The organism is Kluyvera genomosp. 3 (assembly GCF_011765685.1).
Lineage (GTDB): Bacteria > Pseudomonadota > Gammaproteobacteria > Enterobacterales > Enterobacteriaceae > Kluyvera > Kluyvera georgiana_A.
Genome location: NZ_CP050321.1, coordinates 2,113,760 through 2,129,054, shown reverse-complemented (window position 1 = coordinate 2,129,054; position 15,295 = coordinate 2,113,760). Strand labels below are relative to the sequence as shown.

Annotated in this window: 12 protein-coding genes; 5 read left to right on the top strand and 7 right to left on the bottom strand. The window is 55.7% G+C overall.

Annotated elements, in window-relative coordinates:
• Positions 1–16 precede the first annotated feature (16 nt).
• Together GY169_RS09890 and GY169_RS09885 are read right to left on the bottom strand one after the other, a co-directional pair.
• Entirely contained in the window at positions 17–1,138 is a 1,122-nt protein-coding gene (locus GY169_RS09890; RefSeq protein WP_167575615.1) for an amidase, read from the bottom strand.
• 334 nt (positions 1,139–1,472) lie between these two features.
• Positions 1,473–1,946, bottom strand: coding sequence for a MarR family winged helix-turn-helix transcriptional regulator (locus tag GY169_RS09885; RefSeq protein ID WP_167575614.1), 474 nt, complete (start codon positions 1,944–1,946; stop codon positions 1,473–1,475).
• Between the two features lie 255 nt (positions 1,947–2,201).
• Between GY169_RS09885 and hpaX the strand changes: the two genes are divergently transcribed.
• Positions 2,202–3,593: a 4-hydroxyphenylacetate permease gene (gene hpaX / locus GY169_RS09880; RefSeq protein ID WP_167575613.1), complete on the top strand. Its 1,392-nt coding sequence runs from the start codon at positions 2,202–2,204 to the stop codon at positions 3,591–3,593.
• Between the two features lie 110 nt (positions 3,594–3,703).
• Here hpaX and GY169_RS09875 read toward each other — a convergent pair whose 3' ends face one another.
• Positions 3,704–5,812: a TonB-dependent siderophore receptor gene (locus GY169_RS09875; RefSeq protein ID WP_167575612.1), complete on the bottom strand. Its 2,109-nt coding sequence runs from the start codon at positions 5,810–5,812 to the stop codon at positions 3,704–3,706.
• Between the two features lie 150 nt (positions 5,813–5,962).
• The gene (locus GY169_RS09870) at positions 5,963–6,217 is read right to left on the bottom strand and encodes a GlsB/YeaQ/YmgE family stress response membrane protein (protein ID WP_064544875.1); all 255 of its coding nucleotides are present in this window, start codon (positions 6,215–6,217) and stop codon (positions 5,963–5,965) included.
• Between the two features lie 269 nt (positions 6,218–6,486).
• On the opposite strand from GY169_RS09870, the gene GY169_RS09865 reads away from it, so the two are divergent.
• Entirely contained in the window at positions 6,487–7,218 is a 732-nt protein-coding gene (locus tag GY169_RS09865) for a flagellar brake protein YcgR (protein WP_167575611.1), read from the top strand.
• Here GY169_RS09865 and emtA read toward each other — a convergent pair whose 3' ends face one another.
• A complete protein-coding gene (gene emtA, locus GY169_RS09860; protein WP_065356773.1) occupies positions 7,219–7,830 on the bottom strand; it encodes a membrane-bound lytic murein transglycosylase EmtA in 612 nt (203 codons plus the stop codon).
• A 93-nt stretch (positions 7,831–7,923) separates the two neighbouring features.
• Here emtA and ldcA point away from each other — a divergent pair, with 93 nt between their 5' ends.
• The gene (gene ldcA, locus GY169_RS09855) at positions 7,924–8,838 is read left to right on the top strand and encodes a muramoyltetrapeptide carboxypeptidase (protein ID WP_167575610.1); all 915 of its coding nucleotides are present in this window, start codon (positions 7,924–7,926) and stop codon (positions 8,836–8,838) included.
• A 94-nt stretch (positions 8,839–8,932) separates the two neighbouring features.
• Positions 8,933–10,666, top strand: coding sequence for a potassium/proton antiporter (locus GY169_RS09850; protein ID WP_167575609.1), 1,734 nt, complete (start codon positions 8,933–8,935; stop codon positions 10,664–10,666).
• Positions 10,667–10,756: 90 nt separating this feature from the next.
• Here the strand turns inward: GY169_RS09850 and dadX are convergent, their stop codons facing one another.
• Positions 10,757–11,827, bottom strand: coding sequence for a catabolic alanine racemase DadX (dadX, locus tag GY169_RS09845; RefSeq protein ID WP_167575608.1), 1,071 nt, complete (start codon positions 11,825–11,827; stop codon positions 10,757–10,759).
• A gap of 9 nt (positions 11,828–11,836) precedes the next feature.
• Positions 11,837–13,135, bottom strand: coding sequence for a D-amino acid dehydrogenase (locus GY169_RS09840; RefSeq protein ID WP_167575607.1), 1,299 nt, complete (start codon positions 13,133–13,135; stop codon positions 11,837–11,839).
• Positions 13,136–13,460: 325 nt separating this feature from the next.
• Between GY169_RS09840 and GY169_RS09835 the strand changes: the two genes are divergently transcribed.
• Complete coding sequence (locus tag GY169_RS09835; RefSeq protein ID WP_163446231.1) at positions 13,461–14,993, top strand: SpoVR family protein; 1,533 nt, start codon at positions 13,461–13,463, stop codon at positions 14,991–14,993.
• Positions 14,994–15,295: the final 302 nt, after the last annotated feature.

Sequence of the window (15,295 nt, the reverse complement as noted above, 5' to 3'; positions counted from 1 at the left end):
AAAGCGGGTATTGCGGCTAGACGCGTCGTCGCATCAGCCATTCGGCGGCCTGCACCAACAGGCTTTCGTTCCCTTTACGGGCCACGAGCTGAAGCGCAACAGGACGATCGTTCAGACTGCCCATGGGCAGCGTCAATGCCGGATGGCCGCTGAGGTTGAAGGGACGCACCAGCCGGGTTAACTCAACCACACGCAGCGGATCGTTAGCTTCGGCTAAGGTTGGCGGTAATTCTGGTAAGGTTGCCAGCGCCAGCAGCGGCGTTTTCATCAGTTGTTCATCCATCTGCGCGCTAAAGCGCTGGCGAACGGTTTCCGCTTCATGCACGTCCTGCGCGCTGACCGTTTCCCCCCGACGAATGCGGCTGGCGACATCAGCGGACACTTTTCCACTGGCCAACAGTGGGCCAAATGCCTGCCAGTTTTCATGGTTGATCAGGGTAAGACCGGCGCGATGAGCCTCACTAAGCAAAGACAATTCAGCGCGTTGTGGATAGATCTCCCATCGGGTCAGCGTCGTGAGGAGCATAGCATCAATTTCCGGCTGCGCGGCGGCAATAAAGGCCATCTCCGGTAAGGTCGTTAGCGGCGCATCCACGGGCACATTTAACCGATGCAGGACCTGGCGCAGCACGTCCGCGTCACGGGCGAAAATACCGACGCAGTCCAGCGAACTTTCGGCGGGGACAACCCCCTGACGGCTCAGCACGCCGTAGCCGGGTTTCAGCCCGAGGATCCCACAGCAGGCGGCGGGCATCCGCACCGAACCGCCGGTATCCGTGCCGAGCGCAAAATCGACCTCTCCCGAGGCGACAACCGCCGCCGAACCGCTGGAAGAACCGCCCGGAATCAGTTCAGGGTAACAAGGATTGAGCGGTGTCCCCGCCCACGGGTTGATGCCGGTGACGCCAAACGCCAACTCATGCAAGGTGGTTTTGCCAGCCAGTTGGCAGCCGCTGCTGAGCAACATCGCAACGACGCTGGCATGCTGCTGCGCCACTGCGCTTTCTGCCAGCGCCGGACAGCCGGCCTGTGTACGGTGTCCCGCCACGTCCAGCGTATCTTTGACGGCAAAACGCAGGTCACCGTCACCGAGGGTGAAGCGTTCGACAAAACCCTTGCTCTCACAAACTGGCTGCATAATTAACACCTTACACAGAAAAAATGAATCATATCCAGGCGAGCCATCAATGCGGCATCTTTGTCCTGACTAACGTGTTTTTACTATGGAACATTTAGATGAATATTCAAGTAAATTTTCACGTTATATTTACCAAAAACAAACAATCAATTAACCTTTCTGTGTTGATGGTTATTTATGCAGCCAGATGAAATATAAAGCAAAAAAAGGCAATACGGCGGGTACCGTCGTCGAACGGGCTGTCGACGACGGTATGTAATATAGTGTTTATTTACAAGATGTTATGAATTTTTTCTACACAAGTCACAGTTTCGCGATCGTGTGAGAGACGGGGTTAAAGTTCGTTGAGGTTATCCAGCACGTTGGCCAATGCCTGGTTCATTTTCTCCACCTGGCTGGCGGTCATTCCTTTAAAACCTTTGTCGAATATTTTGCTCATCAGCGGCATCGCTTCCGCCACTTTCTGCTGGCCCGCTTCCGTTAACATCACGACGGTCACCCGCGCATCGCTGGGGCTGCTGGCGGTTGTCACCAGCCCATCGTCGCGGAGTCGACCGACGATTTTGGTGACGGTCGGCATTTTCGCCAGCGCATACTCGGAGATTTGCGAAATGCTCGCCTCGCCGTACTGATGGGTAATCATCAACACGCGAAAGCGCGAGACATCCAGAGAGATCTTCTTGAGCGCGATTTCTACGGTTTGGGTGTAACGCGCGTAGACGTTAACAATCCAGTAGAACGGAAACTCTTCACGATGAAATACGGCATCTTCAGTACCATCACCCGATAATTTTTTTAGATAACTCATGCGTTTCCTTACCAAACAAGCCGCAGATTTTTCGATTATACCCTGTGTCTTTCGCCCCGTCCCGACGTGATGATGCCGGGTCGATCTGCGCCTGAGGCTTTTTAGCGACGCAGATCGCATTATGATTCACAAATGCCACACACATAACAATTGCGTATCATTTTTCACACATAAAATTGACACCTTCAGCGGACGTTCTCTATACGTTAGCCAGCCTGTACGACCCATAACCATAATCACAATGTGGAGCTTTTCATGAACGATAGCCCTTCTCTGGAACCAACGTCGGCCTCCGGTCCAGCGCCGCTCAACGCGCGGCAGCAGGCGGTGATCAACAAGCTGTTTCGCCGATTGATCGTGTTTTTATTCGTACTGTTTGTGTTTTCCTATCTCGACCGCATCAACATTGGCTTCGCCGGGCTAACCATGGGAAAAGATCTCGGGTTAACCAGCACTATGTTTGGCCTCGCTACCACGCTGTTTTATGTGATGTACGTGGTCTGCGGTATTCCCAGTAACGTGATGCTGACCATCGTTGGCGCGCGACGCTGGATAGCCATTCTCATGATCGTCTGGGGTATTGCCTCTACCGCCACGCTGTTCGCCACCGGACCCAACAGCCTGTACGCCCTGCGCATGCTGGTGGGTATTGCCGAAGCCGGTTTTCTTCCCGGCCTGCTGTATTACTTAACCTATTGGTTCCCCGCACATTATCGCGCTCGCGCCAACGCGCTGTTTATGATCGCCATGCCGGTGACCATGGCGTTGGGGTCCCTGGCGTCTGGCTACATTCTCAACATGGATGGTCTGCTCAATCTGAAAGGCTGGCAGTGGCTGTTCCTGCTGGAAGGCTTCCCGTCTGTGCTGCTCGGTCTGGTGGTCTGGTTCTGGCTTGACGACAGTCCGGCGAAGGCCAAATGGCTGACCGACGATGATAAAGCCTGCCTCAACGAGATGCTGGAAGCCGACCGAATCAACGCATTGCAAACCCAAAGCGCCATTCAGGCCGCCTCGGTTGGGCAAAAAAGTATGCTGCGCGAGCTACTCACCCCGGCGATTATTCTCTACACCCTGGCCTACTTCTGCCTGACCAATACGCTGAGCGCCCTGAGCGTTTGGACGCCGCTGATTCTGCGTAGCTTTAACGCCGAGAGCAGCAACGTCACTATCGGTCTGCTGAGCGCGATTCCGCAGGTCTGTACGATCATCGGCATGATCTGGTGGAGCAAACGTTCCGACCGCTACAACGAGCGTAAGTTGCACACCCTGCTGCCCTATCTGTTCGCCGCGGCAGGCTGGATCCTCACCGCCGCCAGCCCGAACCCGCATCTGCAATTTACCGGGATCGTGATGGCGTCGATGGGCGCCTTTGCGGCGATGGTTATCTTCTGGACCACGCCGGATCGCGCACTCTCCCTGCGCGCCCGTGCGCTGGGCATCGCGGTGATCAACGGCACCGGCATGACCGGCGCGGCGCTGGGACCTTTGCTGATGGGGCTGATGAAAGACGTCACCGGCAGCTTTAACGCCGGGATCTATATGGTGGCCGGCTTCCTGATTCTGGGCGCCGTTATCGTCGCTTTTATTCCGATGAAAGCCGCGCAACGCCAGAATGCGGTATCTGGCGCAGCCCCGGAGTCGGCGTAAACCCCACGTCCAGGCGACCCGGAATTATCACGTAGGCCGGATAAGGCGTTTCGCCGCCATCCGGCATGATGCGTAGCTGCCGGATGGCGCTGCGCTTATCCGGCCTACCATCAGAAGGTATAGCTCGCCCCCACCTGCACGGTTCGATCGCGACCAATCCAGCAGTTGGTGCTGTCATAACAGGTCAACGTCTCTTTGTTGGTCAGGTTCTGCGCGCTGGCTTTCAGCATGAGCCCAGCAAGGCTGCTGTCCACGGCGGACATATCGTAAGACAGCGACATATCGTACTGCGTTGTGCCCCCCAGTTTACCCGCCTTGTTATCCGGGGAGATTTCCATCGGACCGGTGTAGCGCGCCCCCGCGCCGATCGTCAGCCCGCGCACCAGGCTCTGGTCGAAGGTATAGTCGCCCCACAGGTTGAAGGCATTTTCAGGTATCTGCGTCGGGCGCTTGCCCTGGTAGCTCTCATCTTCGGTGTTGATGGCGTGGGTATAGGCGTAGTTGGCGATCAGGTTAATATTGTCGGTTGGGCGGCTGATAGCTGACAGTTCTGCCCCTTTGGACTCAATTTCCCCGGTCTGGCGGTACACCCAGCTTGGATCCGCGCTCAGCACGTTTTTCTGTCGGATGTTGAAGACTGAGGCGGTAAAGGTGGTCGCATAGTCCGCCAGCAGGTACTTCACGCCGCCCTCCACCTGCTTACTGTTGGTAGGTTTCACCTGTTCCGCCGTCAGGCCGTTAGCCGGTGATACCGGTTTAAACCCTTCCGAGTAGCTGATAAACGGCGACAGCCCATTGTCAAAGGCGTACAGCACGCCAAGGCGTTTGGTCACGCGATCCTGAGAGATCCACGTTTTCTCGTCGTGGTTAAGGTAGTCGGTTGTCGCGGACTGGTATTCGTCGTAGCGTAGGCTGGCGAGAATATTCAGGCCTCCCCAGGCCATCTGGTCCTGCAGGTAGTAGCCTTTCTGGTTGTACGACAGGCGATTTTTCTGCGCAGTGTACAGTCCCAGCGCCCCTTCATTCACCTGCGTAAAGTCCGGGTTGCGCATGTCGATCCCCGGGGTCGTCGACGCATAGCGATAATGGTAGTGGGAATTCAGCTTCTGATAGTCGAACCCTGCCAGCAGGTGGTGCTGCCACTCGCCCACCGTCAGCGTCCGCGTGATCTGGTTGTCGATATTGAAGCTATGCAGATCTTCGTCCGTGGTATAGGCAAAGCGGTTCAGTTCATAAACCGGGTTCCCCACGTTGCCGGTGGAATAGACGCTCCGCTGATGGCTGTCGATATCAAAGTAACGCGCTTTCTGCGCAATTCCCCAGCCGTTATCAAATTGGTGTTCAAAACTGTAGCCCACCATCCACTGGCGCTGCTTGAAGCCGTTCCAGTCGTCACCGGCATAATCGCGTTTATTGGCGTAGCTGGAGCGCAAATAAGAAAGCGGCAGCGGGTTAGACGGCGTCAGGCTTGGGGTATTTTGCGCCAGCGCATCCAGCGTCAGGCGGGTTTTATCGCTTGGCTGCCACGTCACGCTGGGGGCCACGAGATAATCTTCATAGCGGGTCGTATGCGGCTGATCGTCGCCTTCGGTCGCTTTACCCAGCAGGCGATAGCTCCAGTCGCTGTCGGCAACCCGCCCGGTCGAGTCCAGGTAACCCTCTTTCAGGTTACGAGTGCCAGTATTGAAGCCGACTTCCGTGCGCGGCGTGTTCTGTGGTTTCTTCCCCTGAATATTCACCAACCCGCCCGGCGAACCGCTACCGTAGAGCACCGAGGAAGGCCCTTTGAGGATATCGACGCTTTCAACCAGCAGCGGGTCGATCCGCGCTTTGGTATTACCGGTCACGTTATAGGGCAACTGGAGGCCGTTATAGAATTCGTTGTCGACGTTAAAGCCGCGAATCTTGTATTCGCTCATGTAGGTCGTGCTGCCGCGCGACTCGGTCGTTACCCCAGGCGCATAGCGCAGAATCTCATTCACCGAGGCAGCGTGGCGCAGGGTGATTTCATGCTGACCGATAGTGTTGATTACCTGCGGCGTTTTACTCTCCGCCACCGCGGATTTGGTGGCGCTGTTGGTCCAGGCGGCCAGTTCGCTCCCCTCGCCAGAGGCGTTCACGACCATGGTGGATTCGTTATTATCGGCATAGGCCTGCGACGCAAGCGCGAGTGTTATCATCCCTGAGAGTGCACAAAGGCGGAAAACGGCGTTATTCATTATCGTTAAGCTCAAAAAGAACAAAGAACGATAATTATTATCATCCGCATTTGCTATTCAACAACAAAATACGAAGGGATATAGAAATGTGATCTAGATCGGATTTTTGTCGAGGCAAGAAACGGCCCCTGACGGGGCCGTAGGAAGACATTATTCGCGGCGAATCAGGCGGAATACCGCCAGCACAACGATGGCGCCAACCACGGCTACCAGGAAGCTGTGCAGGTTAAAACCGGTGACGCTGCCACCGATGCCGAACGTGGTCGCGAGCCAACCACCCACTACCGCACCCACTATCCCCAGGATACAGGTGAGGATAAAACCACCCCCATCGCGTCCCGGCATAATGAATTTGGCAATAACACCGGCAATCAGACCAAAAATAATCCAGGTAATAATACCCATTTTTCCCACCTCTCCTGTTCCATTAACTGCAATAAAAGCGCCGACATTCTGCGCCGCTAATGTTTCAAGTATAGGTAATTGTTCTTAAAAAACCTGGTATGGCGATGATATTTTATACGGACAAATACGAATGTTGATGTAGGCACTGTCTTAAGTCCGTTGCACAGCGCAGATCTGGCGTAATGTTAAATATTTTTATTTAGACGCTGAAGTTCTGTTTCTGGACGCCGATATCTCATAGAGAACCTGCCATTCAGGAGCCATTTCAGGTGAGTGAGCATAACGCACAGTTTCTTAAGCAAAATCCGTTAGCCGTATTAAATATTCTCCGCGATCTTCAGCAGGCTAACGCCGCGCTGCGCGTGAGCTGGTCTTCACGGCAATTTATTAGCCGCATTCTCGACGCCAGCCAGCAACGTTTGGTTATTGATTTTGGCAGCCGGGAAGAAGATAACGACGCCGCTCGAACGGCAAAAAATATCAGCATCGTGGCGGAAACCAATGGCGCAAAAATAGAATTTACCGTTACCGGAATGCAGGTTGAAGATTATCAGGGGTTACCGGCCTTTGTGATGCCGACGCCGCCAGCAGTGTGGTTTATTCAACGTCGCGAATATTTCCGCATGCCCGCGCCGCTGCATCCGCCCTACTATGGTGTCGCCACGCTGCCGAATAAAACCCCGCTCCGTTTTCGACTGTTTGATCTGTCACTGGGAGGGATGGGCGCGCTGCTGGATGGACCCACGCCAGAAATTTTGGTTCCCGGAATGGAGCTGAAAGAGATTGAGCTGGATATGGGACAATGGGGACGTTTTCGCTTTGATGCGCAACTGCTGGCGATCAGCGAACGTAAGGTGGTTGATAGCAAGAACGAAACGATTGTCACCCCGCGCCTGAGCTTTCGTTTTCTGCATATGACGCCGGTACTTGAACGCTCGCTCCAGCGCATTATCTTTTCACTGGAGCGAGAGGCCCGCGAACGGGCCAATAACGTCCGCTAACTACATGGCGTCCATCGCTTTCTGTACTTTCCAGATATAGCGTGGCGCCTGCGGTGCCGGATGGTTCTTCACCACATGCTCGAAGAACTCGTCCTTATCCAGTTCGTTGATTTCCGCAATCGCCTTTTTACGATCGGATGAGAAGGTGCGCAGCAGCGCACCAGCACCGTTCGCATAGGACACCACCAGCGCATACTGCATCACTTCCGGGTCGCTAATGCCCGCCAGTGAACCGTGCTCCAGAATGCTCAGATAGGCCGCTCCCATTGAGATATTACGCTCCGGGTTTTTCAGCTCGCTGGTCGACGGCTGGCCGCTCCAGCCCATGTAACGGTAGACGTCCAGCCCGGAGGTGGAGGCCTTCAGTTGCATCAGGCCAACCGCGTTTGATTTGCTGACCAGCGTCGGGTTCCCGCCGGACTCCACGGCAATAATCGCGGTGATCAGGCGTGGGCTGACGCCCCATGCCGCACCGGCTTTTTCGCTAATAGGCATCCACTGCATCGCTCGTTTTACCGGCACTTCAGGGTTCCATGGCGGATTACGGTAATCCGATTTAGAGCTACACCCGGCGAGTAATACAATTAAAAAAGCAAACCATCTTAATTTCACGCATCTATCCTTTTAGCTGAACTTTGCTGCCGTTAATGACAACCACTGGCTCAGGCGGCATGATACTCGTTTCGTACTCAGCAAGGAAATGCCATGTCCCAGTTTCATCTTATCGCCCCTTCCGGCTACTGCATTAACCAATCCGCCGCGCTGCGCGGGGTATCGCGATTAGAAGAGGCCGGACATCAGGTCGCTCATCAGCAGGTTATCGCCCGTCGCGACCGTCGTTTCGCCGGCTCAGAAAGCGAACGGTTGAGCGATCTTAACGGTCTTGTGACGCTGGCCGGGAAAAATCAGATTGTCATGCCGGTACGCGGCGGCTACGGCGCGAGCCGTTTACTTGAGCGCATCGACTGGCAGGGGCTGATTGCTCGCCAGCAGCGCGATCCGCTGCTTATTTGCGGCCACAGCGATTTTACCGTTATCCAGATGGGGCTGCTGGCCCTGGGCAATGTCGTCACCTTTAGCGGGCCGATGCTGGCCGGTAACTTTGGCGCCGAAACGCTGAACGACTTCACCGAACGGCACTTCTGGCTGGCGTTGAAAAATCCGACCTATTCCGTGGAATGGCAGGGCAACGGCCCGGCTTGTGAAGCTGAGGGGACGCTGTGGGGCGGCAACCTGGCGATGATCGTTTCGCTGATTGGCACACCGTGGCTCCCGGAGATCCGCGATGGCATTCTGGTGCTCGAGGACATCAACGAACATCCGTTCCGCGTCGAACGCATGCTGCTACAGCTGCTGCACGCGGGTATTTTGTCACGTCAGCGAGCCATTGTGTTGGGGAGTTTTACCGGCGCGGCGCCGAATGATTACGACGCAGGCTACGATCTGAACGCCATGTATGATTACCTGCGTTCACGTTTGCCAATCCCGTTGATCACCGGGCTCGATTTCGGCCATGAGCAGCACACGGTGACCCTGGCGCTGGGCGCACAGGCAGAGTTAACCCACGCATCCGGTCATTCAATGCTCACGCTGAGCGGTCATCCCGTATTAAGTGAATAAAAAACAATAAATACCGCTTATTAGTCCAATGTTCGCGCCCTAATTATGGTAACGTTTTGTTACCAGCAAGCACGATTAGGGGAGTGCGTGAACATTGGACGCCACGGCAGTCATTAGTCTCTTTATTTTGGGTTCGGTCTTAGTAACCTGCAGTATTCTCTTAAGCTCATTTTCTTCCCGCCTCGGCATCCCGATACTGGTTATCTTTTTAGCCATTGGCATGCTCGCAGGCGTTGATGGCATTGGCGGCATTCCGTTCGACAACTACCCTTTCGCGTATATGGTCAGTAACCTGGCGCTGGCGGTGATCCTGCTGGATGGCGGGATGCGTACTCAGGCCAGTTCCTTTCGCGTGGCGCTCGGCCCGGCGCTTTCGCTGGCGACGCTCGGCGTACTCATCACCTCCGGGCTCACCGGGATGATGGCGGCCTGGCTGTTTAAGCTGGATATGATGGAAGGTTTGCTGATTGGCGCGATTGTCGGCTCCACGGATGCGGCGGCGGTGTTCTCGCTGCTTGGCGGTAAAGGGCTAAACGAACGCGTGGGCTCCACTCTGGAGATTGAATCCGGCAGTAACGACCCGATGGCGGTGTTTCTGACCATCACGCTGATTGAGATGATCCAGCAGCATGAAACGGGCCTGAGCTGGATGTTCCTTGTACACATTATTCAGCAGTTCGGTTTGGGGATCGTGATTGGTCTTGGCGGCGGCTATCTGCTGCTGCAAATGATCAACCGTATCGCCCTGCCCGCCGGGCTGTATCCGCTGCTGGCGCTGAGCGGCGGGATCATGATTTTTGCCGTCACCACCACGCTCGACGGCAGCGGCATCCTGGCGGTATACCTGTGCGGTTTCCTGCTGGGTAACCGGCCAATCCGTAACCGCTTTGGTATTCTGCAAAACTTCGATGGCCTGGCCTGGCTGGCGCAGATTGCGATGTTCCTCGTGCTGGGGCTGCTGGTCACGCCGTCCGATCTGTTGCCGATAGCCATTCCGGCGCTGCTGCTTTCTATCTGGATGATCTTCATCGCCCGTCCGCTTTCCGTTTTCGCCGGGTTGCTGCCGTTCCGCGGCTTTAACCTGCGCGAGCGCACCTTTATCAGTTGGGTTGGCCTGCGCGGCGCGGTACCGATCATCCTCGCGGTGTTTCCGATGATGGCGGGCCTCGAGAATGCGCGGCTGTTCTTTAATGTCGCCTTCTTCGTGGTTCTGATTTCACTGCTGCTGCAGGGCACCTCGCTGTCGTGGGCGGCGAAGAAAGCCAAAGTGGTGGTGCCGCCGGTCGGCTGGCCTATCTCCCGCGTGGGGCTGGATATTCACCCGGAGAACCCGTGGGAGCAGTTTGTCTATCAGCTTAGCGCCGAAAAATGGTGCGTGGGCGCGGCGCTGCGCGACCTGCATATGCCGCCGGAAACGCGTATTGCCGCCCTGTTTCGCGATAATGCGCTGCTGCACCCTACCGGCAGCACCCGCCTGCGGGAAAATGACATTCTGTGCGTGATTGGCCGCGAGCGCGACCTGCCTCTGCTGGGCAAGCTGTTTAGCCAGTCGCCGCCGATATCGCTGGATCAGCGCTTCTTTGGTGATTTTATTCTGGAAGCTGGCGCCAAGTTTGCCGACGTGGCGCTGATTTACGGCCTCGACGGCGGGGAAGAGTTCCGCGATAACCAGCAGTCTCTGGGCGATATCGTCGAGCATCTGCTCGGCGCAGCGCCGGTGGTGGGCGACCAGGTGGAGTTTGCCGGGATGATATGGACCGTCGCGGAAAAAGAAGAGAATCAGGTATTGAAAGTCGGCGTGCGGGTAGCCGAGGAAGAATCGGAGTAGCCTGGTTGTTGCCCGATGGCGCTGGCTTGCGAGAGTAGCAAACGGCTGTAGGCCCGGTAAGCGCAGCGCCACCGGGCAAACGCACAAACGTTACACCGTCACAACGGGGACTCGCGGTGCCAGCGCGCACATCAGCTCATAGCCGACGGTGCCCGCGCTGGCCGCCACTTCATCAATCTTAATTTCCTGCCCCCACAGCTCAACGGCGGTACCAATTCCGGCCTGCGGGCACGGCGTTAAATCCACCGCCAGCATATCCATCGAGATAGCGCCAACCGTACCGGTACGGATCCCATCCACCAGCACCGGAGTGCCATTGGCGGCAATGCGCGGGTAGCCGTCGGCGTAACCGCAGGCGACAATACCAATGCGCTGTTCCTCTTTTGCGCGATAGCGGCTGCCATAGCCCACCGCATCGCCGGGTTTGAGGTTCTGCACGCCGATAATCTGGCTGCTCAGCGTCATCACCGGCTTGAGGCCGGTATTCGCGATGTCCTGCCATTGGCCAGAGGGTGACGCGCCGTAGAGCACAATACCGGGCCGCACCCAGTCAAAATGGGTTTCCGGATGCCACATCGTCGCCGCCGAGTTGGCTAACGAACGTGGGCAGTCCAGTCCTTCAGCCGCCTGCTCGATCAGGCGCATCGGTTCAGTTACGCCGTCGGTGTTTTCCGATTGCGCAAAGTGCGACATGAGCGTCATCGCGCCGACGTTTTTCATACCGCGCAGCTGTTGCCAGACCGTCTGCACTCGCTCCGGTGCAAAACCGAGACGGTTCATGCCGCTGTTTACCTTCAGGTAGATATCAATCGGCGCGTGCAGACGGGCATTCTGTAGCGCTTTAATCTGCCAGTTGCTGTGCACGCTGGTGGTCAGCCGATATTTATCAAACAGTTCCAGTTCGTCGGCATGGAAAAAACCTTCCAGTAACAGAATCGGCCCTTTCCAGCCGCGTTCACGCAGCAAAATCGCTTCTTCGAGGTTGAGCATCGCAAAACCGTCGGTTTCCTTCAGGGCATTCCATACCCGATCAAGGCCATGGCCGTAGGCATTCGCTTTCACCACCGACCAGACGCGAGCCCCATTCGCAGCGCGTCGGACAATAGCCAGATTTTTTTTTAGCGCCTGCAGATCGATGCTGGCGAGCACAGGACGTGACATGCGTTCTCCTTAGTGGTGCGCGCCATGCAAATGCTGCACGCGAGTGGGTGTGAAGCCCGGTGAATAGCGTGCGACACTGAGATCATCATAGGGGATAGCCGGCATTCTGCCAGACATCAAATCGCTTAGCAGCTGGCCGGAACCACAAGACATGGTCCAGCCCAGCGTGCCGTGGCCGGTATTCAGCCACAAATTTTTGAACGCCGTTTTGCCCACCACTGGCGTGCCGTCCGGGGTCATCGGACGCAGCCCGGTCCAGAACGTGGCCTCTTCCACGTGGCCGCCGCGCGGGAACAGATCGCGCACCACCATCTCCAGCGTCTCGCGACGCGGCTGAAGCAGCTCGGTATTAAAGCCGACAATCTCCGCCATACCGCCAACGCGGATACGGTTATCAAAACGGGTAATCGCGATTTTATACGTTTCATCAAGGATCGTGGACACCGGCGCCCCGCTCTCTTCGACGATCGGAATGGTCAGCGAGTAGCCCTTCAGCGGATAAACCGGGATATCCACCAGCCCTTTGAGCATGGCGGTTGAGTAAGAGCCAAAAGCCATCACGTAAGCATCGGCTTTGACCACTTCGTCGCCGCACTTCACGCCGACAATGCGTTCGCCCTCTTTAATCAGGCTGTCTACCGGCGTATTGAAACGGAACTGCACGCCCGCCTGCTCGGCCATTTTCGCCAACCGCTGGGTGAACAACTGGCAGTCACCGGTTTCATCGTTGGGTAAGCGCAGACCGCCAGTCAGCTTATGGGCAACCTCCGCCAGCGCTGGCTCAACCTCGGCGAGACGCGAAGCTTCCAGCAGTTGATACGGCACCCCCGCATCTTCCAGCACGGCGATATCGCGGGTCGCGTTCTCATACTGTTGAGCGGTGCGGAACAGTTGCAACGTACCGCCCTGACGGCCTTCATAGCTAATGCCGGTGGTTTCACGCAGGGTTTTCAGACAGTCGCGACTGTACTCAGCCAGACGCACCATGCGCCCTTTGTTTTCCATATAGTGGCGAGTGTCGCAGTTGCGCAGCATTTGCCACATCCACTTCAGCTGGAAACCGGTGCCATCCAGGCGAATCGCCAGCGGCGCATGGCGCTGGAACATCCATTTAATCGCCTTTAGCGGCACGCCCGGTGCCGCCCACGGCGCAGCGTAGCCCGGGGAGATTTGCCCGGCGTTGGCGGCGCTGGTCTCCAGCGCCGGGCCGGCCTCCCGGTCGATAACCGTCACCTGATGCCCCGCCTGACTTAAATACCAGGCGCTGGTCACGCCCACCACGCCACTTCCCAGTATGACAATGTGCATAGCCACTCCAGTCCAGAATGAGTAAAAGAACAATCTTCTAATTACAAATTGATAACCCAGATGAAAATATTATTCAACATACGCTTTTTTTATGGTGACTTACTTCACACAGCACGCATGCTGCGGGGTGACGACGAAGTTGATATCTCCTGCTGCACGCTATTTTTTGTCAGCATAAAATGCTGAGAACGAGCAAAAATATCGCCACTAAAATGAATAAATCATGAAGTTTAGAAAACGCGGTTGTTACAGAATTTCTGCGGTGTTCTATTCTTGAAGAGAGGCTCTCCAGACAGAGAGAGTCGCCAACAATGAGGGCGCGCTAATGGCTACGATTGACTCGATGAATAAGGATGCAACTCGTCTGAGCGATGGACCCGACTGGACGTTTTCGCTGCTGGAAACCTACCTGGCGGAAATCGACCGGGTGGCGAAGCTATACCGACTGGATACCTACCCGCATCAGATTGAAGTCATTACCTCCGAGCAGATGATGGATGCTTACTCCAGCGTCGGGATGCCGATTAACTACCCCCACTGGTCGTTTGGTAAAAAGTTTATTGAGACCGAGCGCCAGTATAAGCACGGGCAGCAAGGGCTGGCCTATGAAATTGTCATTAACTCCAACCCCTGTATTGCTTATCTGATGGAAGAGAACACCATCACCATGCAGGCGCTGGTGATGGCGCACGCCTGCTACGGACACAACTCATTCTTTAAAAACAACTACCTGTTCCGCAGTTGGACCGATGCCAGTTCGATCGTCGACTACCTGCTGTTCGCCCGTAAATACATTACCGAATGCGAAGAACGCTACGGCGTGGATGAGGTTGAGCGTCTGCTCGACTCGTGCCACGCGCTGATGAACTACGGCGTTGACCGCTACAAGCGGCCGTCAAAAATCTCGATGCAGGAAGAAAAAGCGCGGCAAAAAAGCCGTGAAGAGTATCTGCAAAGCCAGGTGAATACGCTGTGGCGCACCCTACCGAAGCGCGATGAAGAGAAAGCCGTCGAGTCCGCGCGCCGCTACCCGTCCGAGCCGCAGGAGAACCTGCTGTACTTTATGGAAAAGAACGCGCCGCTACTGGAGCCGTGGCAGCGCGAGATTCTGCGTATCGTGCGTAAGGTTAGCCAGTATTTCTACCCGCAGAAACAGACGCAGGTGATGAACGAAGGCTGGGCGACCTTCTGGCACTACACCATCCTTAACCATCTGTACGATGAAGGCAAAGTGACCGAGCGCTTTATGCTGGAGTTTCTGCACAGTCACACCAACGTGGTGTTCCAGCCACCCTACAATAGCCCGTGGTATAGCGGTATCAACCCGTATGCGCTGGGCTTTGCCATGTTCCAGGACATTAAGCGCATTTGTCAGAACCCGACCGAAGAGGACAAATACTGGTTCCCGGATATCGCCGGTTCCGACTGGCTGACCACCCTGCACTTCGCAATGCGTGATTTTAAGGACGAGAGCTTTATCAGCCAGTTCCTGTCGCCGAAAATCATGCGTGATTTCCGGCTGTTTACCGTTCTGGACGACGACCGTAATAATTATCTGGAGATTTCGGCTATCCACAACGAAGAGGGCTATCGGGAAATCCGCTCACAGCTCTCCTCTCAGTACAACCTCAGTAATCTTGAGCCGAATATTCAGGTGTGGAATGTCGATCTGCGCGGCGACCGTTCGTTGACCTTGCGCTACGTGCCACATAACCGCGCACCGCTGGATAAAGGCCGCAAAGAGGTGCTGAAACATGTCCATCGCCTGTGGGGGTTTGATGTACATCTGGAGCAGCAGAACGCTGACGGTAGCATTGAGCTGCTGGAACGCTGCCCACCAAGGCCAAATGCGTTGTAGTGCCTGAGGGGCGATATCGACAAAGAAGCATATGGTTATCACGCCATATACTTAAGTGACCTTGAATGAACGGAATACGGGATTTTGAGATTAGAACGGCCCTGCTTTTGGGCCGTTCTCTTTTTCTGGCTGGATGAATTGCTTCGCCTTCTCCCACATTTTCTTCAATTTCGATTTCGTCGAGGTTGCCCCTCACTTTGCCTGTGAGTACCAGACGAGAACGTCACAAATCACCTCATCACCCTCATGAGGCTTATGCTAAGTAAGGATAAATATAACTATCGCCGACACACTGCCTACGC

Bases quoted from the DNA above. Each gene is read 5' to 3' on its own strand.
- GY169_RS09875 (WP_167575612.1), bottom strand. From the start codon at position 5,812: ATGAATAACGCCGTTTTCCGCCTTTGTGCACTCTCAGGGATGATAACA.
- dadX (WP_167575608.1), bottom strand. From the start codon at position 11,827: ATGTCACGTCCTGTGCTCGCCAGCATCGATCTGCAGGCGCTAAAAAAA.
- ldcA (WP_167575610.1), top strand. From the start codon at position 7,924: ATGTCCCAGTTTCATCTTATCGCCCCTTCCGGCTACTGCATTAACCAA.
- GY169_RS09840 (WP_167575607.1), bottom strand. From the start codon at position 13,135: ATGCACATTGTCATACTGGGAAGTGGCGTGGTGGGCGTGACCAGCGCC.
- GY169_RS09835 (WP_163446231.1), top strand. From the start codon at position 13,461: ATGGCTACGATTGACTCGATGAATAAGGATGCAACTCGTCTGAGCGAT.
- hpaX (WP_167575613.1), top strand. From the start codon at position 2,202: ATGAACGATAGCCCTTCTCTGGAACCAACGTCGGCCTCCGGTCCAGCG.
- GY169_RS09885 (WP_167575614.1), bottom strand. From the start codon at position 1,946: ATGAGTTATCTAAAAAAATTATCGGGTGATGGTACTGAAGATGCCGTA.
- GY169_RS09870 (WP_064544875.1), bottom strand. From the start codon at position 6,217: ATGGGTATTATTACCTGGATTATTTTTGGTCTGATTGCCGGTGTTATT.
- GY169_RS09890 (WP_167575615.1), bottom strand. From the start codon at position 1,138: ATGCAGCCAGTTTGTGAGAGCAAGGGTTTTGTCGAACGCTTCACCCTC.